21 protein-coding genes are annotated in these 24,457 nt (G+C 68.0%); 9 read left to right on the top strand and 12 right to left on the bottom strand.

Features of this window, described 5'->3' with window-relative positions; all coding sequences use genetic code 11:
• Window positions 1–2: 2 nt before the first annotated feature.
• The 6 genes from mnmE (at window position 3) to MFF26_RS03135 (ending at window position 6,748) form a co-directional block, all read left to right on the top strand.
• Entirely contained in the window at window positions 3–1,334 is a 1,332-nt protein-coding gene (gene mnmE / locus MFF26_RS03160) for a tRNA uridine-5-carboxymethylaminomethyl(34) synthesis GTPase MnmE (protein WP_137830494.1), read from the top strand.
• A 379-nt stretch (window positions 1,335–1,713) separates the two neighbouring features.
• On the top strand, window positions 1,714–3,588 hold the full coding sequence (gene mnmG / locus MFF26_RS03155; protein ID WP_137830495.1) for a tRNA uridine-5-carboxymethylaminomethyl(34) synthesis enzyme MnmG: 1,875 nt from the start codon (window positions 1,714–1,716) through the stop codon (window positions 3,586–3,588).
• Window positions 3,589–3,749: 161 nt separating this feature from the next.
• Complete coding sequence (gene rsmG, locus MFF26_RS03150; protein ID WP_137830496.1) at window positions 3,750–4,385, top strand: 16S rRNA (guanine(527)-N(7))-methyltransferase RsmG; 636 nt, start codon at window positions 3,750–3,752, stop codon at window positions 4,383–4,385.
• Window positions 4,382–5,212, top strand: coding sequence for a ParA family protein (locus MFF26_RS03145; RefSeq protein WP_137830497.1), 831 nt, complete (start codon window positions 4,382–4,384; stop codon window positions 5,210–5,212). The genes rsmG and MFF26_RS03145 overlap by 4 nt, the downstream gene beginning before the upstream one ends.
• Window positions 5,213–5,247: 35 nt before the next feature.
• Complete coding sequence (locus tag MFF26_RS03140) at window positions 5,248–6,153, top strand: ParB/RepB/Spo0J family partition protein (RefSeq protein WP_137830513.1); 906 nt, start codon at window positions 5,248–5,250, stop codon at window positions 6,151–6,153.
• Window positions 6,154–6,328: 175 nt separating this feature from the next.
• A complete protein-coding gene (locus MFF26_RS03135; protein WP_137830498.1) occupies window positions 6,329–6,748 on the top strand; it encodes a tellurite resistance TerB family protein in 420 nt (139 codons plus the stop codon).
• Between the two features lie 18 nt (window positions 6,749–6,766).
• On the opposite strand, the gene holA is transcribed toward MFF26_RS03135, so the two are convergent.
• Window positions 6,767–7,798, bottom strand: a complete 1,032-nt coding sequence (holA, locus tag MFF26_RS03130; RefSeq protein ID WP_137830499.1) for a DNA polymerase III subunit delta — start codon at window positions 7,796–7,798, stop codon at window positions 6,767–6,769.
• An 18-nt stretch (window positions 7,799–7,816) separates the two neighbouring features.
• On the bottom strand, window positions 7,817–8,371 hold the full coding sequence (lptE, locus tag MFF26_RS03125; RefSeq protein WP_137830500.1) for an LPS assembly lipoprotein LptE: 555 nt from the start codon (window positions 8,369–8,371) through the stop codon (window positions 7,817–7,819).
• Between the two features lie 242 nt (window positions 8,372–8,613).
• Between lptE and MFF26_RS03120 the strand changes: the two genes are divergently transcribed.
• Together MFF26_RS03120 and MFF26_RS03115 are read left to right on the top strand one after the other, a co-directional pair.
• Window positions 8,614–9,072, top strand: coding sequence for a hypothetical protein (locus tag MFF26_RS03120; RefSeq protein WP_238307441.1), 459 nt, complete (start codon window positions 8,614–8,616; stop codon window positions 9,070–9,072).
• A gap of 110 nt (window positions 9,073–9,182) precedes the next feature.
• Window positions 9,183–10,286 (top strand): DUF2125 domain-containing protein, encoded by a 1,104-nt coding sequence (locus MFF26_RS03115; protein ID WP_137830501.1) that lies wholly within the window; start codon window positions 9,183–9,185, stop codon window positions 10,284–10,286.
• Between the two features lie 106 nt (window positions 10,287–10,392).
• Here the strand turns inward: MFF26_RS03115 and MFF26_RS03110 are convergent, their stop codons facing one another.
• The 6 genes from MFF26_RS03110 to ispG all read right to left on the bottom strand — a co-directional run bounded on the left by MFF26_RS03110 (window position 10,393) and on the right by ispG (window position 19,559).
• Window positions 10,393–11,388 (bottom strand): prephenate/arogenate dehydrogenase family protein, encoded by a 996-nt coding sequence (locus tag MFF26_RS03110; protein ID WP_137830502.1) that lies wholly within the window; start codon window positions 11,386–11,388, stop codon window positions 10,393–10,395.
• The gene (locus MFF26_RS03105; protein ID WP_137830503.1) at window positions 11,385–12,503 is read right to left on the bottom strand and encodes a pyridoxal phosphate-dependent aminotransferase; all 1,119 of its coding nucleotides are present in this window, start codon (window positions 12,501–12,503) and stop codon (window positions 11,385–11,387) included. Before MFF26_RS03105 ends, MFF26_RS03110 begins: the two co-directional genes overlap by 4 nt.
• A 174-nt stretch (window positions 12,504–12,677) precedes the next feature.
• Window positions 12,678–13,136, bottom strand: a complete 459-nt coding sequence (locus MFF26_RS03100) for a hypothetical protein (RefSeq protein ID WP_137830504.1) — start codon at window positions 13,134–13,136, stop codon at window positions 12,678–12,680.
• 118 nt (window positions 13,137–13,254) lie between these two features.
• Window positions 13,255–15,489: a TonB-dependent siderophore receptor gene (locus MFF26_RS03095; protein WP_137830505.1), complete on the bottom strand. Its 2,235-nt coding sequence runs from the start codon at window positions 15,487–15,489 to the stop codon at window positions 13,255–13,257.
• 397 nt (window positions 15,490–15,886) lie between these two features.
• Complete coding sequence (locus tag MFF26_RS03090; RefSeq protein WP_137830506.1) at window positions 15,887–17,881, bottom strand: potassium transporter Kup; 1,995 nt, start codon at window positions 17,879–17,881, stop codon at window positions 15,887–15,889.
• A gap of 349 nt (window positions 17,882–18,230) precedes the next feature.
• Window positions 18,231–19,559 (bottom strand): flavodoxin-dependent (E)-4-hydroxy-3-methylbut-2-enyl-diphosphate synthase, encoded by a 1,329-nt coding sequence (ispG, locus tag MFF26_RS03085; protein ID WP_137830507.1) that lies wholly within the window; start codon window positions 19,557–19,559, stop codon window positions 18,231–18,233.
• A 328-nt stretch (window positions 19,560–19,887) separates the two neighbouring features.
• Here ispG and MFF26_RS03080 point away from each other — a divergent pair, with 328 nt between their 5' ends.
• Window positions 19,888–21,048, top strand: coding sequence for a patatin-like phospholipase family protein (locus tag MFF26_RS03080; protein ID WP_238307440.1), 1,161 nt, complete (start codon window positions 19,888–19,890; stop codon window positions 21,046–21,048).
• Between the two features lie 71 nt (window positions 21,049–21,119).
• Here MFF26_RS03080 and MFF26_RS03075 read toward each other — a convergent pair whose 3' ends face one another.
• The 4 genes from MFF26_RS03075 to MFF26_RS03060 form a co-directional block, all read right to left on the bottom strand.
• Window positions 21,120–21,395, bottom strand: a complete 276-nt coding sequence (locus MFF26_RS03075; RefSeq protein WP_137830509.1) for a 3',5'-cyclic-nucleotide phosphodiesterase — start codon at window positions 21,393–21,395, stop codon at window positions 21,120–21,122.
• Window positions 21,396–21,625: 230 nt separating this feature from the next.
• On the bottom strand, window positions 21,626–22,321 hold the full coding sequence (locus tag MFF26_RS03070; RefSeq protein ID WP_238307460.1) for a hypothetical protein: 696 nt from the start codon (window positions 22,319–22,321) through the stop codon (window positions 21,626–21,628).
• 102 nt (window positions 22,322–22,423) lie between these two features.
• Window positions 22,424–23,020, bottom strand: a complete 597-nt coding sequence (locus MFF26_RS03065) for a DUF1134 domain-containing protein (RefSeq protein WP_137830510.1) — start codon at window positions 23,018–23,020, stop codon at window positions 22,424–22,426.
• 157 nt (window positions 23,021–23,177) lie between these two features.
• Window positions 23,178–24,092 (bottom strand): 3'(2'),5'-bisphosphate nucleotidase CysQ family protein, encoded by a 915-nt coding sequence (locus tag MFF26_RS03060; protein WP_238307439.1) that lies wholly within the window; start codon window positions 24,090–24,092, stop codon window positions 23,178–23,180.
• Window positions 24,093–24,457 lie beyond the last annotated feature (365 nt).

Here is a 24,457-nt window from a genome sequence, read left to right as displayed (position 1 = left end):
CGATGCCCCCTGCCCTGCCGGAGCGGGCCGACACGATCTACGCTCCTGCCAGCGGCTTCGGTCGTGCGGCGGTGAGCGTCGTCCGGATCAGCGGTCCGGCGGCCGCCGCCGCGCTCTCTGCCCTGGCGGGCGACCGCCCGGAGCCGCGGCGGCTCTCGCTGCGTCGCCTACGCGATCCTGCGTCGGGTTCGTTGCTCGATCAGGCTCTCGTCGTTTGGCTGCCTGGCCCCGGTACGGCCACCGGCGAGGATATGGCCGAACTCCATTTGCATGGTGGTACCGCCGTGCGGGAAGCCGTGCTGCAGGCTCTGCGTTCCGTGCCCGGGTGCCGGCCTGCGGAGGCCGGTGCCTTTACCCGCCGTGCCTTCCTCAACGGGCGGATCGATCTGACCGAGGCCGAGGGCATCGCAGACCTGATCGATGCGGAGACCGAGGCGCAGCGGCGCCAAGCCCTGCGCCAACTCGATGGTGCCCTGGGTCGCCAAGTGATGGCGTGGCGCGACAGAGCCATCGATCTCCTCGCCGCCGCTGAGGCTGCTCTGGACTTTGCCGACGAGGGTGACGTGGACGAGGTAGGCCTCGACGCGGCGCAGGCCGAACGCGCGGCTTGCCTCTCGCGGGAAATCCGAGAAGCGCTGGCCGATGGGCGCCGGGGCGAACGCCTACGGGAGGGGTTCTTCGTCGTCCTGGCCGGTCCGCCGAATGCCGGTAAATCGACCCTGCTCAACGCTCTGTCCAAGCGCGATGCCGCCATCGTCTCGGAGATTCCCGGCACCACCCGCGACGCCATCGAAGTCCGCTGCGATCTCGGCGGCTTGCCCGTGACCCTCGTCGATACGGCGGGGCTGCGCGAGACAGACGATCCGATCGAGGCCGAAGGCGTGTCCCGCACCCGACGACGCATCGAGACGGCGGATCTTGTTCTGCACCTGATCCCGGCGGATGCTCCGGAGCCTGCATCGCTGGGGGGAATGACGACGATCCGGGTACACACCAAATCCGACCTCACGACGGTTCGGCTGCCGCAGGACGGTGCACTGGCGATTTCAGCGCGCACCGGTGCCGGTCTCGATGCCTTGCTCGATGCGATTCGCCAGCAGGCCCAGGCGTCTCTCGGGGGCGATGCATTGGTGACCCGCGAGCGCCATCGCGATGCGCTCAACCGTGCCATCGTTCACTTGGATCGCGTGGCCAGCGCGGCCCCCGACCATCCGCCCGAATTGATCGCCGAGGATCTACGCTTGGGCGTCCGAGCCCTCGGCGAAGTCGGTGGCCATGTCAGTGTCGATAACATGCTGGATCGACTCTTTGCCGGCTTCTGTATCGGCAAGTAAAATTTATTTGCCGGCTTATATATGATCTCAGGTTCGGCTTGACGTCCGTATCCTTCGGTCATCCTCCCGCGACTCAGAAGGCATCGTGACCCCAATCACTCGTCCGATTGCGAATCGTCACAGCCTAGCCAGTCCCTCCCATCTCACCCACAAGCTTCGAGGGGCAGGGCAGCCGAAGAGGGAAGGACGAGGAGCAAGAACACGGCTTTCGTTTCCCCAAGACAAACTCTCTCCGAATTTATGGCCACTGATGGTGACGAGGTGGAGGAGGCATCAGACGCCGTGTCGACGGTGTCAGATCCCTCCCCTATCGACCGCCCGTGATTCGAGCGACGAATCGCGTTGACCGCCCGGCGCACCCACGCGTAATCAACCCGTCATGCACCCTTCTCTGACGAGCTACGACGTCATCGTCGTCGGCGGCGGCCATGCCGGCGTCGAGGCTGCGGCCGCTGCGGCGCGGGTCGGTGCCCGCACCGCCCTCGTGACGCATCGTGCCGCGACCATCGGGGCCATGTCGTGCAACCCCGCCATCGGCGGCCTCGGCAAGGGCCATCTCGTGCGCGAGGTCGATGCCCTCGATGGATTGATGGGCCGCGTGGCCGACGCCTCGGGAATTCAGTTCCGCCTTCTCAACCGGCGCAAGGGTCCGGCGGTGCGCGGCCCTCGCACCCAGGCCGATCGAGCCCTCTATGCCCGTGCCATGCAGGCGGCGATCGCCGAGACGGCGGGTCTCACGGTGATCGAGGGCGAAGTCGACGATCTGATCATCGAGGGTACCACCGTCGCCGGTGCGGTGTTGGCGGATGGGCGACGTCTGTCGGCACGGGCCGTTGTCCTGACCACCGGGACCTTCCTGCGCGGGCTGATCCATATCGGCGAACGGCAGGTTCCGGCTGGCCGCGCCGGGGAGGGGCCCGCGCTCGGGCTGGCCGAGACGCTCGATCGTCACGGCTTCCGCCTCGGCCGCCTCAAGACGGGTACACCGCCGCGGCTCGACGGACGCACCATCGATTGGGCCGCCCTGGAGATGCAGCAGGCGGACGAGGATCCGGTCCCGTTCTCGACCCTCACCGAACGGATCACGACGCCCCAAATCGCGTGCGGGATCACCCGCACGACGCAAGGCGTGCACGATCTGATCCGGGCGAACCTGCACCGTTCCCCGATGTATTCCGGCGGCATCAGCAGCCGCGGCCCGCGCTACTGTCCTTCGATCGAGGACAAGGTGGTGCGTTTCGGGGACCGTGAAGGCCACCAGATCTTTTTGGAGCCCGAGGGTCTCGACGATCCGACCGTCTACCCGAACGGCATCTCGACGGCCCTGCCCGAAGAAGTTCAAACCGCCATCATCGCCGCGATTCCGGGCCTGGAGCGGACCCGTATCCTGCGGCCCGGCTACGCCATCGAATACGATTACGTCGATCCGCGCGAGCTCGACGCGACGCTTCAGACCAAGCGGCTGCCCGGCCTGTTCCTGGCAGGACAGATCAACGGCACCACGGGCTACGAGGAGGCGGCAGGGCAGGGGTTGGTCGCAGGCGTGAATGCCGCGCGCTTGGCCGGCGGCTTCGATCTCGCCGTGTTCGACCGGGCCGAGTCCTATCTGGGCGTCATGATCGATGACCTCGTCACCCATGGGGTGAGCGAGCCCTACCGTATGTTCACCTCGCGCTCGGAGTATCGCCTCTCGCTCCGCGTCGACAATGCCGATGAGCGGCTGACACCCCGCGGCGCGGCGCTCGGTTGCGTGGGTGCGGTCCGGGCCACCCATTTTGCCGCCTCTCAGGAGGATCTAAGGGGCGCGCGCGCCCAGCTCGATGCATTGAGCCTGACCCCGAACGAGGCGGCCGGTCACGGCCTCTTGCTCAACCGTGACGGCCTGCGTCGCAGCGCGTTCCAGCTTCTCTCCTATCCGGAAATTGGATGGGAGCGCCTTGCCGCGATTTGGCCGGATCTGGCGGAAGTGCCGCCGCGGACCGCCGAACGCCTTCGCACGGATGCAACCTACGCGGTCTATCTCGACCGTCAGCAGGCCGATATTGCCGCGTTCCGTCGTGACGAGGCGGTCCGCCTCCCGGCCTCCCTCGACTATGCTGCCATTGCCGGTCTGTCGAACGAGATGCGGGCCAAGCTCGATGGCGTCCGCCCGACCACGCTGGGGCAGGCCGCGCGTATCGAGGGGGTGACACCTGCGGCGCTGACGCTCCTGGCCGCGCATGCGCGGCGCGGGCGCCTACAGGCATCGGCATAGCTCGAAATGATCTTACCATCGTATCGACGTTCTGTACCTGGGATGCCTGGCGTGACCCGGGACGGGAGGGGCATCCATTCGGCTGCCTGCCACTTCCAGTCTTCGATGAGCATCGTCGAAGGATTTCGTTTCGATGCGTTTTCTCCATTCGTGACCGCCGCATGACCTCCGGCCAGCGCGCACGCGTTCTCGCTGCGCATAATGTTTCACGTGAAACAGCATCCGCGCTCGACATCTATGTGGAGCAGCTTGCACGTTGGCAGAACGTCAAGAACCTCGTCGGCCCAGCAACGCTGAGCGAGGTCTGGCATCGGCATGTCGCGGACGCCCTCCAGCTCCTGTCTCTGGCACCCACCGCGAACAGCTGGGTCGACCTCGGATCCGGTGCGGGCATTCCCGGTCTGATCCTGGCCATTGCCGGACGGGAACGGCAGGACTTCCATGTTGCGCTCGTCGAAAGCAACGCGCGCAAATGCGCCTTCCTTACCGAAACGGCTCGGCTGACCCGCGCGCCGGTCACCGTGCATAACGGGCGTATCGAAGCGGTCATCGGCAAACTTGCCGGTGCGGACATCGTTTGTGCTAGGGCGCTCGCGCCGCTGACCCAATTGCTGTCCTGGACCGAGCCTCTGTTGAAAAGCGGCACAGTCGGTCTGTTTCCGAAGGGCCGTGATGCAGCCGTGGAATTGACCGATGCGGACAGAGAGTGGACATTCGCCCGCGACCTGATTCCGAGCCGTACCGACTCGCAGGCACGAATCGTGCGCGTCACGTCGCTTTCCCGCGTGGACTCATGACCGATTCTTCACAGCCCAAGCCGCTCCGGGTGCTGGCGCTCGCCAATCAGAAGGGCGGCGTCGGCAAGACCACCACGGCGATCAATCTGGGCACTGCGCTCGCTGCCATCGGCGAGCAGGTGCTGGTGATCGACCTCGATCCCCAGGGCAACGCCTCGACAGGTCTCGGTATCGACCGCCGTCGCCGTCGAGTCTCGACCTATCATGTCATGGCCGGCGAGGCGCCCTTGGCGGAAGCGGTGACGCCGACCGCTGTTCCGCGCCTCTCGGTCGCGCCCTCGACTATGGATCTGCTTGGCCTCGAACTGGAATTGGCGAGCGCTCCGGATCGCGCCCACCGCCTGCGAAACGTCCTGCGCGATCTCACGCAGACGCCCGGCGCGGAGCCGATCACCTATGTCCTGATCGATTGCCCACCCTCGCTCAATCTTCTGACGATCAATGCGTTGGCCGCATCGGATGCGGTGCTGGTGCCCCTCCAATGCGAGTTCTTCGCGCTGGAAGGCCTGAGCCAGCTTCTGCGCACCGTCGAGCAGGTGCGGGGCGCCCTGAACCCGAAGCTTCAGATCCAGGGCGTGGTGCTCACCATGTATGACCCGCGCAACAACCTCTCGGCCCAGGTGGTGGCGGACGTGCGCGGCTTCCTCGGCGACAAGGTCTACGAGACCATGATTCCGCGCAATGTCCGCGTCTCGGAAGCCCCCTCCCACGGCAAGCCGGTGCTGCTCTACGATCTGAAATGCGCGGGATCTCAGGCCTATCTGCGCCTCGCATCCGAGGTTATCCAGCGCGAGGGCCGGGCACCGCCGCCCGCGGCCGCCGCGTAACAGACCCAACAGAGTAACGGAGTTTTCCAGTGGCGATGGCGGATGATGCGGGCCGGCCGCGGCTCGGACGTGGCCTCGCGGCCCTGATCGGCGATTTCTCCGACGACGCGCCGCGGGAGGATTCCCGCCCGCCCCAATCGCAGCGCAAGGTGGCGGTGGAGTTCCTGCGTCCGAATCCACGCAATCCCCGGCGCCGGTTCTCGGAGCCGGAACTCGACGAGCTTGCGGCCTCGATCCGCCAGCGCGGCGTCATTCAGCCCATCGTCGTCCGGCCCCTGCCCGCCGTGCCGGGGACCTTCGAGATCGTCGCCGGCGAACGCCGTTGGCGCGCCGCTCAGCGAGCCGGTATCACCGAGGCGCCGGTCGTCGTCGTCGAGATCGACGACCGTACCTCGCTCGAATACGCGATCCTCGAGAACGTTCAGCGAACCGACCTGAACGCCATCGAAGAAGCCGCCGGCTATGAGCGGCTGATGGGAGAGTTCCAGTACACCCAGGCCGAATTGGCGGAGTTGTTGGGCAAGAGCCGCAGCCATCTCGCCAATACGCTGCGGCTGTTGCAGCTCCCGCCCGCGATTCAGGATCGGGTCACGGCCGGAGAGATCACCGCCGGCCATGCCCGCGCGCTGCTTTCCGTGCGCGATCCGGAGGGAATCGCTCGACGCATCGTCGCCGAGGGCCTCTCTGTCCGCGAGGTCGAGGCTCTCGCCGCGGCGGACAATTCTGTGTCCGAAGCGCCGCGACCCGGACGACCCCGACGTGCCTCGGGCAGCGATACGACCCTTCGATCGCTGGAGGATGTGTTGGGCCGCGCTCTCGGCCACGCGGTGGCCGTGAAGGACAAAGCGAGCGGGGAGGGGGAGATCCGCATTCGCTACGGCAGCGCCGAGGAGCGCGACGCGCTCTGCCGCAAACTCAGCGGCTCGGGTGCGGAATCGTAAGCCGATACGCTTTACTAGTCGCTGTCAGATTTGATTTGCCGATTAAGTTCGTATGATAGATTGGATTAAATTATCCAAGTAATCGTGTAGGTTAATCCGATCGACAGCGCAGTACTCCTCGTCTAAGAGCCTCCGGCCCTTCCGCTCGATGCGGAAAGCCGCTGGAGGTACGACCATGTTCAACATGTTCAAGTCGCAATCGTCCCTCGACCTCACACCACGCAATTGCCTGACTGTCGCTCTGCTCTACTGCATGGGTTCCGACGGGGAACTCGATCCTGAGGAGCTGGGGCATCTGATGTCCGTGCTGGGCCGAAACACCACCCGGCAACAGCTCGACGCCGCCCTGCGCTACGCCCGGTCCACGCCGCCGCAGCAATTCCTCGCCGATGCCACGCCGCGGCTGCGGCCGGATCAGCGCCTCTGCATCGTCCTCAACATGATCGACAGCGCCATGGCCGATGGCGAGGCGGAGCCCGGCGAGCAGCGTCTCATCATGGATTTCGCCCGGAGCTTCGGTCTGAGCGAGGCTGATCTGACCCCGCATTTCCGGACCCTCGTCGCGAAGAACGACCGCGCGGTTCTCGACCGCTGAGGGCACCGCCTCCCTTGCTCAGGGCCGCCGCCGGGCCGCCTCGATCGCGATGCGCAGGAACATCGCCTGCGCCTGAGCGTGGGCAAGGTCCGGCTCGGCGCGGCGGCAGGCCAGCACGCCGTCCTGCAACCATGCCACCGCTTGACGCAGACCATCCGCCGACCAGCGGGCGAGCTGCGTCTCGGCGGTCGCCTTGCGACGGAAATGGAGGCCGCGCCAATTGGCAACGAGTTGGCTCGCGCTGCCCCGGGGATTGTCGAGGCGCAGCGACAGCAGCGTCATGGCATGGCGAAGGCCCGCGCCGAGCATGACCGAAGGATCCATCCCCTCGTGGCGGAAGCGGCGATAGGTGCGCTCGGCCTCCCCCGGGCGGCCGGCGAAGGCCGCATCGATCAGCACGTTGAGGACGCTGGCACCGACATCGCTGACGATCGCTTCCACGTCCTCGACGACGACACTGCCGTGACCGCGGGCATAGAGGGCGAGCTTTCCGATCTCGGACAAGCTGGCCCGGCGGTCGCTGCCGAGGCTGCCGACGAGGAGATCACGGGCATCCCGGTCGATGCGCAGACCGTCGTCCTGCAGCGTTCGGTCGATCAGATCGGCGAGCGTGCGCTCGTCGTCCGGATAGCAGGGGAGGGCGAGGGCCTTCGGTGACCCTTCGCAGAGTGTGCGCAGCGGCGCGGAGCGGGCAAGGTCGCCGGCCTCGACGACGATGCGAGCGCCCTCGATCGGCGCCTTCAGCACGGCATCGACCGCGGGAGCGTAGTTGCGGCTGCCCGAGCGCACCCAGATGGTGCGCGCACCGCCGAACATGCCGAGGGTGCCGGCCTCGTCCACGAGACGTCCGGGATCGCCCGCCAGCACGTCGCCGTCGAGACGGATCAGGGCGAAGGGATCGTCCGGATCCGCCACCAGCTTGGTGATCAGCCGCGCCGCCCGATCGCCGACGAGGCCGGTATCGGGGCCGTAGAGCAGAATGACCGGCACCCGCGGATCGGGGCCGCGCCGGATCAGCCCCTCGACATCGCCCGCTTTGACGGCCGTCATGAGGTCGCCCTCATGGGCTCAGCTGTTCGGCTTCACGGCGAGGACGGAGGCGATGCGGGTCTTGATCTGCTCCGCCAACACCTTGGCCAGCCGGATCTCGGCGTCGCGGGCGGCCCTCAGGGAGGCGAAGCGCTGGATCGACCGGTCGTAGGTCGCGGTCGAGGTCGCGACGCCCTCGGTGATGACGCGGCGTCCATCGACGCTCTCCAGGGCGTAGCGCACCGTTCCGACGATCGTGCCGGCCTCGGCGCGGGCGGTGGTCGAGGAGACGATCGGGGTCTGCACCTGCTCGCTGCCCTGCATCTTGAGACGGTAGCGCTTGGGCGGACCGGCTTGGCCGGAGCCGTCGAGGGCGAAGATCAGCTCGCTGCGCAGGTAATGTCCCAGACGCTCCTGATCCTGCGCCATGACGACGTCGTCGACCTGGATCGCCGCCAGAACTGTCTGCATCGACTCGCCCGAGGCGGTCGGTCCGTAGAGGGGACGAAAGCAGGCGCCGAGATTGAGCGCGAGCCCCAGGGCGAGCGCGAGCCGCGCGAGCCGGGCCCCCGGCCTGTCCGTCGCCACACCCATCCGATGCCTCACGGCTGCTCCTTGACCCGACGCGTGCACGGCTCCGCTTGTACGGCAAGCCGCCCGCCCGGTCATCCTGCCAGAACCATGCTTTACGAAACCTCTGCGGCGAGACGATGATCGTCCGGCGGGTGGGTCGCGCGCTTGCGCGCGAGGCGGCCGATCCCCATTTCTCCTCTACCGCAACCACGCTTCGATCAACGCCTTGACGCTGGACGAACGCGCGGCGTAAATTGGAACAAATGGCGAACAAACGAGCCCTGTCCTGGTCGGTTGCGCTGCGCGACCTGAGGGACGACCGAACCCGGAGAGCGGATGTGCGCGAGGAGCGTCTGCGAACGATGGCGGGCCTGCGCGGCAGCCCGGCCCTATCCCTGAGCGCGTGGCGCGGACGTTCGGGCCGGCGCTACGTCGTCGGCGTTCACGATCTCGCGGCGCCCGATGTCGCCCCCGCAGAGGTGGCTGAGATGGGTCCGGCGGTGCTGATCGCGGTCCGCCGCGATCGTGCCGGCATCGCCCAGCCCGTCTCGGTGACGGCCACCAGCGAGAGCCCGCGTGAGCGGCTGACCCGTGGTTGGCTCACCCGGGTCCGCCAGAAGGGCGCGACCGAGATGCACGTCCACCGCCTCGCCGAGGGCGAGGAGGAGCGTCGTGCCATCGTGGCGGATCTGGCGCTCGATGATGAGGCGGCCTCCGCCTGAAGCACCCGTCGCGGCGTTCCGCTGCGACACAGCGCACTTGCCTTGCGCGCGCCCGATCTCCAAACACGGGCGCGCCCGGATGCTTCGCCGGGCCGCGCAGGACGAGGCCGATGGCGCAGATTGACTCTCCGATCCCCGGCGGAACGGCCGAGCGGCCGCGCAGGCGGATCGGCCTGTTCCTCCCCTATATCCTGCTCGCTGCCCTCGTGCTGGCCTGGACGGTCGGCTGGTTCGTGATCCGGGCGCGAGCCGAGAGCGAGATGGATGCGTGGCTCGCCCACGAGGCGCAGGAGGGCCGGCAGTGGACCTGCGCCGACCGCTCCATCACCGGCTTCCCGTTCCGCCTCGAACTTCGCTGCGCATCGGTGCGCTTCGCCCGCTCGGACGGCCGCTTCTCGCTCGGGCCGATCACGGCGGTCGTGCAGATCTACGATCCGCGCCACCTGCTGCTCGAGGCCACCGGCCCGTTCCGGGTCGAACAGGGCGATCTGAGTGCCGATGTGAGTTGGAACGCGCTGGAAGCGAGCTTCCACGGCGCCTCCGACGGTTTCACCCGGGCTTCCGTCGTGCTGGATGCCCCGAAGGGCGTCGTGAACACGCCCGATCCCGGTCCGATCGATTTCGCCGCGCGTCATCTCGAACTGCATGCCCGCCCAACGCCCGGCCGCTTCGCCAGTGACGGCGCGGTCGACGTGAGCCTGCGCCTCGCCCAAGCCGCCGTGCCGCGCCTCAACGTCCTCGCGGGCAGCACCGACCCCGCCGATATCGACCTCGACACCACCATCGAGCAGGCCGCCGTGCTGCGCACCGGCACGGTGGCGAACGAATTGGAGACGTGGCGGCAGGCCGGTGGACGCCTCGACGTCACGCGTCTCTCGATCGCCAAGGGCGAGCGCCGGCTTCAGGCGAAGGGCGCCGCCGCGCTCGACCCCGAACACCGCCCGGAGGGCCGGTTCGAACTGCGCGCGGTCGGGTTGGAGGCACTGGTCGGGCAGGTGATGGGCCAGCGCTACGGGGCGGATAAGGGGGCGCTGATCGGCAATCTTGTCGGCCAGTTCCTCGGCGGCCTGCGCCGGAAGGAAGATGGCGAAGGCCGTGCGGCGGAGACCGGGACCGACGCGCTCAAGCCCCTGCCGACGCTCAAGCTCGGCGATGGCCGCCTGATGCTCGGCCCCTTCGCGGTGCCGAACGTGGTGGTGCCGCCGCTCTACTGACGCTGCGGGCCTCGCCCCCATCGTCGAAGGGCTGCCTCGGAGCAGCCCCCATCGCCGCTTCATCACGGCCTCATCGGATGGCCGTGCCGGCTATCGGATGGTGCGGCTACGACCCGGCGCCGTGACGCGACGTCCCCACTGCGACGTCGGGGAGGGCGCTCTCGCTGCGGACCGAACCGGACGGCGCGCCGCCGCGGGCCCGTCCGAAATCCGCCTCCGCCGTCTCCTGGCCCATGGCGACGATGCCGCGGCGGATCGTCCGGGTGCGGGTGAACAGCTCGTGCAGCGCCTCGCCGTCCCCCCAGCGGATCGCGCGCGACAGGGCGGATAGATCCTCGTTGAAGCGCCCGAGCATCTCCAGCACCGCGTCGCGGTTGGTCAGGAAGATATCGCGCCACATGGTCGGGTCGGAGGCTGCGATCCGGGTGAAATCGCGAAAGCCGCCAGCGGAGAACTTGATCACCTCGGACTGCGTGACCTCTTCAAGATCGGCCGCCGTGCCGACGATGTTGTAGGCGATCAGGTGTGGAACGTGGCTGGTGATGGCGAGCACGAGGTCGTGGTGCTCCGGCGTCATGGTCTCGACGATGGCGCCCAGGCCCTGCCACAGGGACCGCACCCGCTCGACCGCGGATGCCTCCGCGCCCTCGGGCGGGGTGAGGATGCACCATCGGTTGGAGAACAGGGTGGCGAAGCCCGAATCCGGCCCGGAATACTCGGTGCCCGCCACCGGATGGGCCGGCACGAACGTGTTGGCATCCGACAGATGCGGCGCCACGGCGGCGACCACCGCCGCCTTGACCGAGCCGACATCCGAAACCACGGCGCCGGGCTTCAGATGCGGCGCGATCGCCTCCGCCACCGCGCCGATGGCGCCGACGGGCACGCACAGGATCACGAGATCGGCGTCCCGCACGCCCTCGACCGGATCGCAGGTCGCGGTCTCGGCGAGGCCGAGCGCTCTCACCCGCTCGATCACCGCCGGATCGCGGTCGATGGCCACGATGGTCCGGGCGAGTCCGTAGGTGCGGGCGCCGCGGGCGATGGAGGAGCCGATCAGACCCAGACCGACGATGGCGATCCGCTCGACGACCTCGCTCACGCGCGGTCTCCGCCGAGGAAGTCGGTGAGGGCGGCGACGAAGGCCCGGTTGGACTCCGCGCTGCCGACCGTCACCCGCAGGGCGTCGGGCAGGCCGTAGGCGGTGACGCGACGCACGATCACGCCGGCCTTGGTGAGATGCGCGTCGGCTTCCGCCGCGCTGCGGCCGGGGGTGTCGGAGAAATGGACGAGAAGGAAGTTGCCGACGCTCGGCGTGACGGTCAGACCCAGAGCGTCGACCTCTCGGGTGAGCCAGACGAGCCACTCGTCGTTGTGGGCGACGGCCGCGGCGATATGGGCCTCGTCGGCGATGGCCGCAGCCCCCGCCGCGATGGCGCCGGCCGACAGGTTGAACGGGCCGCGGATGCGGTTGAGCGCGTCGACCACGCCCTCGGGACCGACCATCCAGCCGATGCGCTGCGCGGCCAAGCCGTGGATCTTCGAGAAGGTGCGGGTCATCACGACGTTGCCGGCTTCCAGCGCCAGTTCCAGGCCGGCGCTGTAATCGTTGGCCCGCACATATTCGGCATAGGCTCCGTCGAGCACGAGCAGCACGTTGCCCGGCAGCCCGGCATGCAGCCGGCGCACCTCGTCGAAGGGCAGGTAGGTACCGGTCGGGTTGTTGGGATTGGCCAGATAGACGATGCGGGTGCGCGGCGTCACTGCGGCCAGGATCGCATCGACATTCGCCGTGAGATCGGTCTCCGGTGCCACGACCGGCGTGCCCCCCGCCGTCAGGATGGCGATGCGGTAGACGAGGAAGCCGTGCTCGCAGAAGATGCCCTCGTCGCCGGGGCCGACGAAGGCGAGCGCCAGCAGGGTCAGGAGTTCGTCCGAGCCCGCACCGCAGACGATCCGGGCCGGATCGAGCCCGTAACGCGCCCCGATCGCCTCGCGTAGGCGCGCGGCGCTGCCGTCGGGATAAAGCGCCAGCGTCGCGGATTCCGCCCGCAGCGCCTCGACGGCGCGCGGGCTCGGCCCGAGCGGCGTCTCGTTCGAGGACAGCTTATGGATCTTGGCCACGCCCGGCGCGGCGCTCTTGCCGGGCACATAGGCTTCGATGGCGAGCACGCCCGGACGGGGGAGGGGGCGAAGCGCGGAGGGAGATGAGGACATGGTGGCAGCGTGGGGCGGCGAAGACGATGGCCGTCCCTCTACAGCATTTCGGGCCGGCGCGAGAGCCGGCCTATCGCTCGGCCGATGAGCCGACAGGCGCCGACTCATCCGGGATCGTGATCCGCGTGCGGTCGGGATCCGCCCGGCCGATCGGTCGGATCGGAACGCCGCAGGTTATTTCGGCTTCGCCTCGGGGGGCGTGGTGCCCGGCGGCAGCAGAAGGTTCTTGGTCACCGAGCCCTCCGGGCCGTACTCGCCGGCCACCGCGAGGCAGGCCTGCTCGCGGTTGAGATTCATCTGGTTCGACATCAGCGTGAAGATGCCCATCACCCGGTTGCCGAACGGCCCGCGCGGGCTGACATCCTCGGGCTTGGTGTTCTGCTTGGCGAGCAGCGCTTCGAACTCGCTCGTGCTGAGCACGTAGCCGCAGACATTGACCGCCGAGAAGATGTAGGCGGCGAATTCCAGCGCACGGGGGCTGGGCGCATTGCGGATCGGCCGGGGCGGGGCGGCGTCTTGCGTGCTGCCCTGCGCGGGCGGCGTCGCCGCGGGGGGCGTTGCCGGCTCCTGCGCGGCCGCAGGAGAGAGTAAGCCGCCGACAAGGGCGGCGGCGAGCAGAAGACGGGCGGTCATCGGACGTTCCTCGAAGCCACGGATTCTCACGATCCGCTTAGGAAGAGAGACCCGAGATAGTCCGACGCGCCGTCGTGTCAAAGCCGGGCCAGGGCCCGGAAACGGGCCCTGCGGCGCTTCACCACTTGTAGCTGATGCTTCCGAGCACGCGGCGTGCTTCGCCGTAGAAGCACTCGTTGGCGGAGATACAGGAAGAAACGAACCGCCGGTCACCGATATTTGTCGCGTTGATTGCCGCGCGCCAATTGCCCCATGTGTAATGCACCTGAGCATCGAAGAGCACATACTCGGGGACCACCAGCGTGTTGGCTACGTTGGCGAATGAACTTCCCACATAGCGCACGCCGCCACCGAAGCCGAAGCCGCGCCAATCACCACTTGGGATCGTGTAATCGGCAAAGATTGATGCCAATACCTCCGGGATACGGGTCGGCGTGCGCCCAACCTGATCCGCCTCGCCCTTGAGCGTGACGAGGTCGTAGGCGGTAAAGGCGCCGACGATGTTGAGTCCCTGGGCAAGATTGGCGACGGCTTGAACCTCGACGCCGCGCGAGCGCACCTCTCCGAGCTGCGAGCTGAAGAAGGTCCCCGGTACGGGCTGCACCACGTTCTGCCGCACGAGATCGAAGGCCGCGGCTGTCAGGAAGAAACCGTAGCCGATCGGCTCGAACTTGACACCGACCTCGACCTGTTCGCCGTATTCCGGCGCAAAACTGCGACGGTTTGCGTCCGAGCCGATCTGCGGCTGGAATGATGTCGAGTAGCTCACGTAGGGCGCAAGACCATCGACAAAATTGTAGATCAGGGCCGCGCGGCCACTGAAAGCCTCGTCACTGCGTTGGCTACTATTGGCGGGGGTCAGTCGGTCCCGCACAACGTTGTCGGCAAAATCCTGCCGTCCACCGAGCACGAGGGTCAACTGATCGGTAAGCTTAATCTGGTCCTGCGCGTAGATGCCGATTTGCTGGAAGGTGTCGGCATTCACAAGATAAGGCGCCGGCCTGCCGCGGATCTGTCCGTAGACCGGGTTGATAATGCTCAGGCCCGGCACGGGATAGAAGTTCGTGAAGTTGGTCCCTTGATTATCGTGCAGGTCGTAACGCTTGTAATCAAGCCCAAGAAGAAGATCGTGCCGGAAGTATCCGTCGAAGAAACGTGCCTCGGCTTGATTATCGACCTGAAAGATGCCGACCTTGGAGCTTGTCAGGAACTGGTAGCGGTTCAGAGTCGTCTCGGCCGCATCCACGTAGCCGGTCTGATTGAGGTATGAATTCTGGAAGCCGTCGCTGAATGAATAGCGAAGGTTTTGCCGGAAGGTCCATGTCGCGTCGATGGCATGCTCGAATTCATACCCGGCAAACACCTGCTCGCGCTGGAACGTGTTGAGCGCCGGATCACCGACGTTGAGCGAGCGTGGGATACGCAGACCGCTCGCATTCGGACGTACCGTTCCCGAATAGGGCAGGAAGTTCGCCGTAACGGCTGTCGAGTCGCGCTGATAGCTCGTCAAAATGGTGAGCGATGTTCCTGCATCCGGACGATAGGTGAGGGCTGGAGCGATATAGCCACGGTCGTCAGGCGCACCATCGACCTGCGTACCACCCTGACGGCCAAAGCCGGTCAGCCGATAGAACCATTTGCCCGAATCATCGGCAGGGCCGCCGATGTCGAAGGCGCCATAGACCTGACCAAATGAGCCGCCGCCGACCTCGACATAGCCGAACGGTTGGGCTGTCGGGCGTTTGGTGATCTGATTGATGATACCGCCTGGATTGCCGGCGCCGAAGAGAACGGCAGCGGGACCGCGCAGCACCTCAATGCGCTCCAGGCCGAACGTCTCTACCTTGAAGGTGCCAAAGCCATAGTTCAGCACCTGAAGCCCATCACGGTAGATACCGTAATCGCTCGCAATGAAGCCACGCAGCGTGAAGTAATCAACACGGGTATCAGCACCGAACGTACCGGAATAGACACCAGCCGTGTATTGCGTCGCCTGCGTTAGCGTTTGTGCCTTCTGTGCATCGATCTGCTCGCGCCCCACCACAGTGATCGATTGCGGCGTTTCGATCAGCGGCGTGTTGGTCTTGGTCGCCGTCGCCGAGCGGGTCGCGACGTAGCCATCGACGGGCCCGCGCGGATCCTCGCGCAGCGGGCGTCCACCGGCGACGGGCGGGCCGGGGACGGTACGGCCGGTTGCGGGATTGCCGCCGGCGCCACCGCCCGCGACCGAGATCTCTTCGAGCTGCGTGCTCTGTTGCGCGTGGGCGCCGACGGTCAGGGCCATCAGCGAGGCGCTCGCCAGGGCCGCCATTCGCAGTCTGGACGAGCCGATGAGTGTGTGAGCCGACCGCATCGCCGTGATTGTCCCATTTGCCCGAACCAGCGGATCCAGCCGATTGCGTGCCCCACACGCGACCGAATCCCTAGTTTGGAACTATGCTAAACTACTGTTATTACTGGCTTTTTGTAAGCTCAGCTGTAGTCAGGCAGGACGGGACGGACAAGGCGCGGGCCGGAACAGCAAGGGTGATAGCCGGGGCCTGTAGCAGGCACGCCACAGGATTGCGCGCAATTCGCGCATCGGCCGCCTTGGCGATCCGCGAAGTTGTACTTTGACGAAGATCCTCAATCCCGCCGTTGCGGCGAGCGGTGCGGAGGATTTCTTTCAAGAGATCGAGCCGGGTGGGCGATCGGTTCGAGGCCCCTTCACTGGCACAGCCCGCCAAGCGGCCTCGCTTTCGATGAGTCCGCTACACCGTCACCTGTGTCCCGACCTCGACGACGCGGCCGGTGGGGATCTGGAAGAAGTCGGTGGCGTCGTTGGCGTTCTTGGCCAGCGTGATGAAGATCCGGTCCTGCCAGAGCGGCATGCCCGAATGGGCGGCGGGCCGGATCGAGCGGCGCGAGAGGAAGAACGAGGTCGACATGATGTCGAACTTGAAGCCCTCGCGCTTCAGGAGCGCCAGCGTCCGGGGGATGTTGGGCGTCTCCATGAAGCCGAAGCGCATCACCACCCGCGAGAAGCCCGGCCCGACGGGCTCGATCCGCACCCGCTCGGATTCGGTTGCGCGGGGCCGGTCCATGGTCTCGACGGTGAGCACCACGTTCTTCTCGTGGATGACCTTGTTGTGCTTCATGTTGTGCAGCAGCGCCGCCGGAGCGATGTCGGGATCGCTCGTCAGGAACACCGCCGTGCCCTTCACTCGGTGGTAGGAGGTGCTCTTCTCCAGCATTCCGACGAGCTCGATCAGCGGCACGTCGGTCTTGCGGGTCTTGTTGACCAGGATCGCCACACCCCGCACCCAGGTCCACATCATCAGCATCAGGCCGCCCGCGAGCAGCAGCGGCACGTAGCCGCCCTCATGCACCTTGAGCAGGTTCGAGAGCATGAAGAGGAATTCGATGACGATGAAGGGTGCGATCGCGATCGCCGCCACGATCGGCGTCAGACGCACCACCTTCCACAGCACCACGTAGGCCATGGCGGCGGTCAGCAGCATCGTGCCGGTCACCGCGATGCCGTAGGCCGAGGCGAGGGCCGAGGACGAGCGGAAGGTCACTGCCAGGATCACCACGCCGAGGGCCAGCAGCATGTTGATCTGGGGCAGGTAGATCTGGCCCGAATGCGCCTCCGAGGTATGGCGGATCTCCATGCGCGGCAGCATGCCGAGCTGGATCGCCTGCCGCGACAGCGAGAAGGCGCCGGTGATGACCGCTTGGCTCGCCGTGACGGTGGCGATGGTGGCGAGCAGCACCATGGGGATCAGGCCCCATTCCGGCACCAGCTGATAGAACGGATCGGTCGTGTCGGGCTTGGCCAGCACCAAGGCGGTCTGGCCGAGATAGTTGAGCACGAGGCAGGGCGCGACGAGGAACAGCCACGCCACCTGGATCGGCCGACGCCCGAAATGGCCGAGATCGGCGAACAATGCCTCCGCCCCCGTCACCGCCAGGAACACCGCCCCGAGCGCCACCAGCGCGCCGGTGCCGTGGCCGAGGAGGTAATGCAGGGCGTACCAGGGATTGAAGGCGGCGAGCACGCCGGGATTGCCGACGATGTAGGGAATCGCGGCCGCGGCCAGCGCCAGGAACCAGATCACCATGATGGGACCGAAGAAGGTCGCGACACGGGCGGTGCCGTGGCTCTGGACGGCGAACAGCCCGACGATGATCGCCACCGTGATCGGCAGCACGTAATGGTCGAAGGCCGGCGTGACGAGCTTCAACCCCTCCACCGCCGAGAGCACCGAGATCGCGGGCGTGATGACGGAATCGCCGTAGAACAGCGAGGCCCCGAGCAGGCCCAGCATGAACACGATCTTGGAGCCGCCGAGCGCTTGGCGGGCCTTGGCCATCAGCGAGAGGATGCCGCCCTCGCCGTTGTTGTCCATGCGCAGGAGGATGGCGACGTACTTGATCGTGACGATCAGCAGGAGCGCCCAGATGATGAGCGAGGTGGTGCCGATCACCTCCTCGGGCAAAAGGATGCCATCGACGCGGGAAGGCGCGAGCGCCTCGCGGAAGGCGTAGAGCGGGCTCGTGCCGATATCGCCGTAGACGACGCCCACGGAGCCGACGGTCAGGGCCCAGAAGCCGGTTCGGGCGTGGCCGTGGGCCGAGGCTGCGGAGGCGTCGACGGCGCCGGCGGCGGTCGCGACCGGACCGCCCTCGCCGGGCGCCGGCCCACCGACGACGGGGGCTGCGGTGGAATCGGCCGGCAGGCTCGGGCTGGCTGGCTGGGTCATCGGACCGTAGGGTTCGGGTGCGCGCGTCGTCCGGAAGCGTCTGCCGGAGCCGCGTGAAGGGAATGCGTCGGTCGCCCGGATGAGCGCCGACCCGCCGCCGGTTCGGGCCGCGGAGTCATGCCCCGTGCCGTCGCCGCGGGGCGCCCGGGCAGGCCGGGCATCGCCGTGCCCGGAAGCGCGGGGTCGGGGACGGCAAGGTTCAGGCCGGGCATCGCGGCCTCGCGGGGCTGGCGGATCGAGCCAGCGTTAGCATGGGGTGCGACGCCCGAAAACGCCCCTGACGGGTTCCGGGGCCTGGCCCCCTCACGTCGGCCATCCGTAGGCAGAGCGCGCTCACGCGCGCTCCGGCTCACTCGGCGGCGTCGCGCTTGCCCTGGCCGAAGCGACGCTCGATGTAATCGATGACGATGCCCTCGAAATCCTTGGCCAGCGTCGCACCGCGCAGGGTCATCGCCTTCTTGCCGTCGATGAAGACCGGCGCGCTCGGGCTCTCGCCGGTGCCGGGAAGCGAGATGCCGATATCGGCATGCTTCGATTCGCCCGGCCCGTTGACGATGCATCCCATCACCGCGACGTTCAGGCCCTCGACCCCCGGATAGGTCTTCTTCCATTCCGGCATGGACGTGGTGATCCAGTTCTGGATGTCGCGGGCCAGTTCCTGGAACGTCGTGGACGTCGTCCGGCCGCAGCCGGGGCAGGCGGCCACGAGCGGCACGAAGGTGCGGAAGCCCATGGTCTGCAGGAGTTCCTGCGCGGCCTTGACCTCGACCCCGCGGTCGCCGCCGGGCTCGGGCGTCAGCGAGTAGCGGATCGTGTCGCCGATGCCGTCCTGCAGCAGGACGCCGATGGCGGCCGAGGCCGCGACGATGCCCTTCGAGCCCATGCCGGCCTCGGTCAGGCCGAGATGGATCGCGTAGTCGGAGCGGCGCGCCACCTCGCGATAGACCGCGATCAGATCCTGCACCGCCGAGACCTTCGCGGAGAGGATGATGCGATCCTTCGGCAGGCCGAGCGCCACCGCGCGGTCGGCGGAGGTGAGGGCGGACTGCACCATCGCCTCGCGCATGACCGCGCGGGCATCGATGGGGCGGGGCGACTTGGCGTTCTCGTCCATCAGATGCGTCAGCAGCTCGCCGTCGAGCGAGCCCCAGTTCGCGCCGATGCGGACCGTCTTGCCGTACTTGATCGCCTGCTCGATGATGGTCGAGAACTGCGTGTCCTTCTTCTCCTTGAAGCCGACATTGCCCGGATTGATCCGGTACTTGGCCAGCGCCTCGGCGCAGGCCGGATGGTCGGACAGGAGCTTGTGGCCGATATAGTGGAAGTCGCCGATCAGCGGCACGTGCACGCCGATCCGGTCGAGGCGCTCGCGGATCTTCGGCACCGCCGCGGCCGCCTCGTCGCGGTCGACGGTGATGCGCACCAGTTCCGAGCCGACCCGGGCGAGCTGGGCGACCTGAGCCACCGTGGCATCGATATCCGCCGTGTCGGTGTTGGTCATCGACTGAACGACGATCGGTGCGCCGCCGCCGACGGTGACCGAGCCCTCGCCCTCACCGATGCGTACGCCGACGGTGCGGTGGCGCGGGGCGGGCCCGGCGATCTCCGGACCGCGCAGGTTCGGGCTCTGAGCCTCGATCGGGTTTGCCAGGGCGTCGGGAGCTTCCATGACTTCCATCGTGCCTTCGCGGGTCGTCTGTTGTCCGCGCGTGCCAGCCTCGGGCGTTCCGCAGGCGCGGATGGGATCTTATCCGAATCCGGCGCGATCCGCGACGTGTCGCCTCAAGCCCGCGCGAACGGATGCGCGGCGCGCCTTGCGCTCAAGGCCGCTTCCATGTCGCATCCCAGGCGGGATGTCGAGCGTGGGTGCCGTGAATGCAAGGATGTCCCTGCGCCCACGCGCGTTAACCTGTATGCATCGGTCCTCCGCGAGGCAAAGAACCGCACGGAACCGATTGCTGCTTTGCACCATCTGTGGAAGCACCGCAACAATCGTGCGAGATCCGATGGACAGGACCAGCCCAGAGACGAGCGCCGCCGCCGTATCGCCGGAAACGTCCCGTGACGACGCTCACGACGACGCTCACAATCCCGTGACCGCGGTCCCGAGCCCGATAGCTCACACCACCCGCCCCGGGGAAGACTTTCGGGGGCTGGCCGGGCCGCGAGCCGAGAAGGCGGTGTCGCTGGCGCTTCAGGGCGGCGGCTCGCACGGGGCCTTCACCTGGGGCGTGCTCGACGCGTTGATCGAGGACGGTCGCGTCGCCTTCGAAGCGGTCACCGGCGCGAGTGCGGGGGCGATGAACGCCGTCGTCCTCGTCGACGGCTGGCTCGCGGGCGGGCCGGAGGGGGCACGCGCCGCCCTGGCGGCGTTCTGGCGCGAGGCGAGCCTGGATGCCGATCTCAAGCCGGTGCAGCAGACTTGGATCGACGGGCTGTTCCACGTCTGGAAGGGCAATCCCTTCGTCGAGGCTTGGCTGAAGGTGCTCAATCCCGGGCCCTATGCGGCCAATCCCCTCAACATCAATCCCCTGCGCGGCGCCCTGGAGCGGGTGGTCGATTTCGAGCGCTTGCGCGGGGCCAGCACCGCGAACGTGTTCGTCTCGGCCACCAATGTCTGGACCGGCAAGCTGGCTGTGTTCGATCGGGAGCGCCTGACCGCGGACCACGTCATGGCCTCGGCCTGTCTGCCCACCGTGTTCCAGGCGGTCGAGATCGACGGCGTGCCCTACTGGGACGGCGGCTATCTCGGCAATCCGGCGCTCTATCCGCTGCACGAGGCGCGCACCCGCGACATCCTGCTGGTTCAGATCAACCCGGTGGAGCGCCGCGAGACGCCCCGCTCCCCGCAGGATATCCAGAACCGGCTCAACGAGATCACCTTCAACGCCAACCTGATGCGGGAATTGCGTGCCATCGATTTCGTGCACGGCCTGATCGAGGAAGGCGGCCAGCAGGTGGAGGGGCTGGAGCGGGTCTTCCTCCACCGCATCGACGGGACCGACCTGCTCGACGATTATGCCGCCTCCTCGCGCCTCGACGCCCGCTGGCGGATGATCGAGCGCCTGCGCGACAAGGGCCGCCAGGCCGCGCAGACCTGGCTCGCGGAGGGCTACGACGAGGTCGGGGTGCGCTGCACCCTCGATCTGAAACAGGCCTATCAGTAACGCGGAGGCCCCGTGCGGATACCGGGATCCCCGCGGGGCCGATCCTTCCGTCAGGCGGAAGGACGGAGGCTTCAGCTCTTCTTGCGCTGAGACGCGTCCTTCGGTGGGGTGTAGGCGTCGATCGCGCGGCGGCAATTCTCGGAGAGCTTGGACCAGTTGGTCTTGAAGCACTGATCGGTGGCCGGATCATCCGGATCGAGATTGCCGCAATAGCTCAGGTAATCGCCGGTGCAGTACTTCTTCAGGGTCTCGTTGCCGCGCTTCGATTGCTGCGCCTGCGCCGGTGCGACCAGGAGGGCGGTCACGCCCGACAGCACGAGGGCAAGGGACGTCAGCTTCAAGGCCATGATGTTCGCTCGATCGCGGTTCAAGGGATAGATCCGGCGCGATGAGCCTGCCGCATGTCCGAAACAAGGCGGGCCGCGACCATCGCGAAATGGCTTTTCCTGTTACGGATTTGGACACAGGCCCGCAAGGGAGCCCACGGACCCGGCACATGCGCCCGAGGCGGGAAGGTGCCGCCGCGCACGAAGGATTTTCTCTAGGCGTGCGCCTCGGGGCCGACGCGAAGGCGGCGTCAGCGGTCCGCCATCGCGGCGGCCGGGAAGGCGCCGACATTCGGCAGGTGATCGCGCCGGGCCAGGGCGTCGGCCACCTCGCCGATGCGGCGGCGCAGTTCGGCGGTGTCGTCGCCGCGGGCGGCCAGGGCCGACCGGGCCTCATCCAATTCCGCTCGCAGGGCCTCCCGCTCGGCGCGCAGAGTCGCGATATCGGCCGGCGCCGGCGCCGCCGCCGCGTCGAGCGCCGCCTGCGGATCGGCGGCCTGGCTGCGACGGGCAGCCTTCAGGCTGTCGAGGACGGCGCGATGCGCCTCCTCCAGGGCGTGCAGCGTGGCGAGGCCGGCTTCGTGCTCGTCCCGGGACGATGCGAGATCCTGATCGAGACCGGCGATCCGCTCCTGCGCGCGGGCGAACTCGGCCTCGCTGCGCAGCCGCGCCGCGATCGCGGTCTCGGCCTCCATGGTGCGGGCCCCCAGAGCCGCCATGTCGGCGTGGCGCTTGGCGGCCGCGGCTTCGGCCCTGCGCTCCAGCCGGCGCTGCGCCACCGCGAACTCGGCGCGCAGATGGTCGCGCTCGGCGGCGACCTCGGCGGCGCTCACCGGCAGGGTCGCCTCGATCCGCCGCCGGGCCAGCCGGGTCGCACGGGCATTGACGGTGGGCAGGGCGATCAGGGCGCACAGGCTCGCCAGCAGGAAGCCGAGGCCGAAGATCATCACGGTCTCGATCACGCGGGCAGCCCTCGTGCGGCGTTCGGCCGATCCATCCGGCCGCGGGTCTTTTGCCCGGGTTGCCGCCGCGGAGGCAAGCGTCTCCCCTTAAAACGGGTTCCAGGTCGCGCGGCTCGTAAATTTGAGGTAGCCGACATTGATGCCGAGCCGGGCGCCGACGCCGGAGCGGATCGGCACCACGACCACGTCGCCGTCGGTGACGGCGGTCATGCCGAAGCCGCCGATGAAATAGGCCGAGCCGGCGACGCCGCCGAAGCGGCGGTAAAGGGCGGGCAGGGCCGGCAGATTGTAGACGAGCATCATGGTGCGCGCACCGTCGCCGCCGACGTCGAATCCCAGCGTCGGACCCTGCCAGTAGATCCGGCGCTGCCCGGCATTGCGGGTGTAGAGCGTGCCCTCGCCGTAGCGCAGGCCGCCGACGATCGCGCCCGACGCCTCCTGGCCGAGGATGTAGCCATTGGGCTCGCCCCAGCGCCGGGTCGCCTCCTCGATAGTCAGCGCGAGCCCCCGCGACACGCTGCCGAAGAAGCGGTGGCCGTTGTCGATGATCTCGGAGGGGCGGAAGGATTCGGGGCGTCCCCCGTCATCGACGGCGGCCGCCGGGGCGGCGGCGGCCATCAGGCCGGCGGCGAGGCCGAGCAAAGCGGCGCGGCGGCTCGTGCTCCGGATGGGATCGTGCGGCATGGTCGGTCTCCCTCGGCGGCGCCCGATCCTCGGTGCCGGAGACCCCGTGCCGGGACGCGACACGGGCGCTCCGGCCGGGCCGGGCCCGGGGAGAGAGCGCGCAACGATGGCTCGATCAAGTCAAGTTCCGGTTAACGAAGGGTTAAGCGCGCCCGCCTCACCCCCGCAGGCCGACGTCGAGCGCTTCCCCGGCGCGGCGGCGATCGAAATAGGTGACGGCGGTGTCCCGGGGCAGGTCGAGGTCGTCGCGGTAGCGGGCCGAGCCCAGGGCGGCGAAGGGGCCGTTCCGGTAGAAGCGGGCGTAATGCCCGTAGGTGACGATGCCGCCATCCGGCCCGATCACGTGGCCGCCGGCCATGGTCAGCACGTGGTCGCCGGCCGCCGTGTCCCACTCCATGGTGGGGGCGCAGCGGATGTAGATGTCGGCCTCGCCCGCGGCGATCAGGCAGAATTTCAGCGCGGAGGACGTCACCCGGCGCTCCCCGACGGCGAGGCGCTCCAGGCAGGCATCGGTGGCACTGTCGCCGTGCAGGCGACTCACGAGGGCGACGAGGCCATCGGCGGGCGCCTCCCGCACCGTGACCGGATGGAAGGCGGTGGGGCGCCCCTCCCGGATCGAGGCCTCGCGGGCGGTGAGGCCCGCCGCCCAGACGCGGCCGAGGCCGGGCGCGGCGAGGGCGGCGGCGACCGGCCGGTCACCCTGCACGAGGCAGATATTGACGCAGTACTGCTCGTTGCCGGCCAGGAAGTCGCGGGTGCCGTCGAGGGGATCGACGAGGAAGAACAACGGCGCGGGCGGCGCCGTGCAGGACGTCTCCTCGGCGATCACCGGGATGCCGGGAAAGCGCGCGGTCAGCGCCGAGACGATCAGTTCCTCGGAGCGGGCATCGGCGAGGCTCGCGGGCGAACCGTCCGGCTTGACCACGTGCGGGCAGTCGCCGCCGTGGAAGCCCCGCAGGATCCGTCCCGCCTCGCAGGCGATGCCCGCCAAGGCCTCCGCCACGGGATCGCGCAGAGCCTCCGGCACGGGGGCCGTCGGGGAAAGCGCGGGGAGCGGATCGGGGGGGGTCATCGCGGGGTCATGATGCGGTTAGGGTCGGGCGATCGATCGCGGGCAGGGCACACAAGCGGGCGCCGGGGCGACCCGGCACGGTTCGGCAAGCAAGGGCCGGGCAAATGGCGCGTCCCGGCCTGACTCGTTGCTGAACGGTGTCCCGCGCGTCCTGGCGGATCGACCCGCGCAGGCCTCTTCGGGCCCGATTTGGGACAATTCGAGACGGATCGGTCCCATTTCGGGCTGCCATCCGGTTGAAGCGTCCGCCCAAGCAATCGTGAAGGAAACCGTCGGGGGATCGGGAGGGATCCGTGGGGTCGGGCGCTCCCGAGCGATGACTGCATCGGCGCCAAAGGAAGGCGTGATCTCGCCTTGAGCGTCGG

This window comes from Methylorubrum suomiense (assembly GCF_022179765.1).
Lineage (GTDB): Bacteria > Pseudomonadota > Alphaproteobacteria > Rhizobiales > Beijerinckiaceae > Methylobacterium > Methylobacterium suomiense.
Note: the sequence above shows the minus strand (reverse complement) of the source record. Positions and strands in the feature narration are given on the sequence as shown.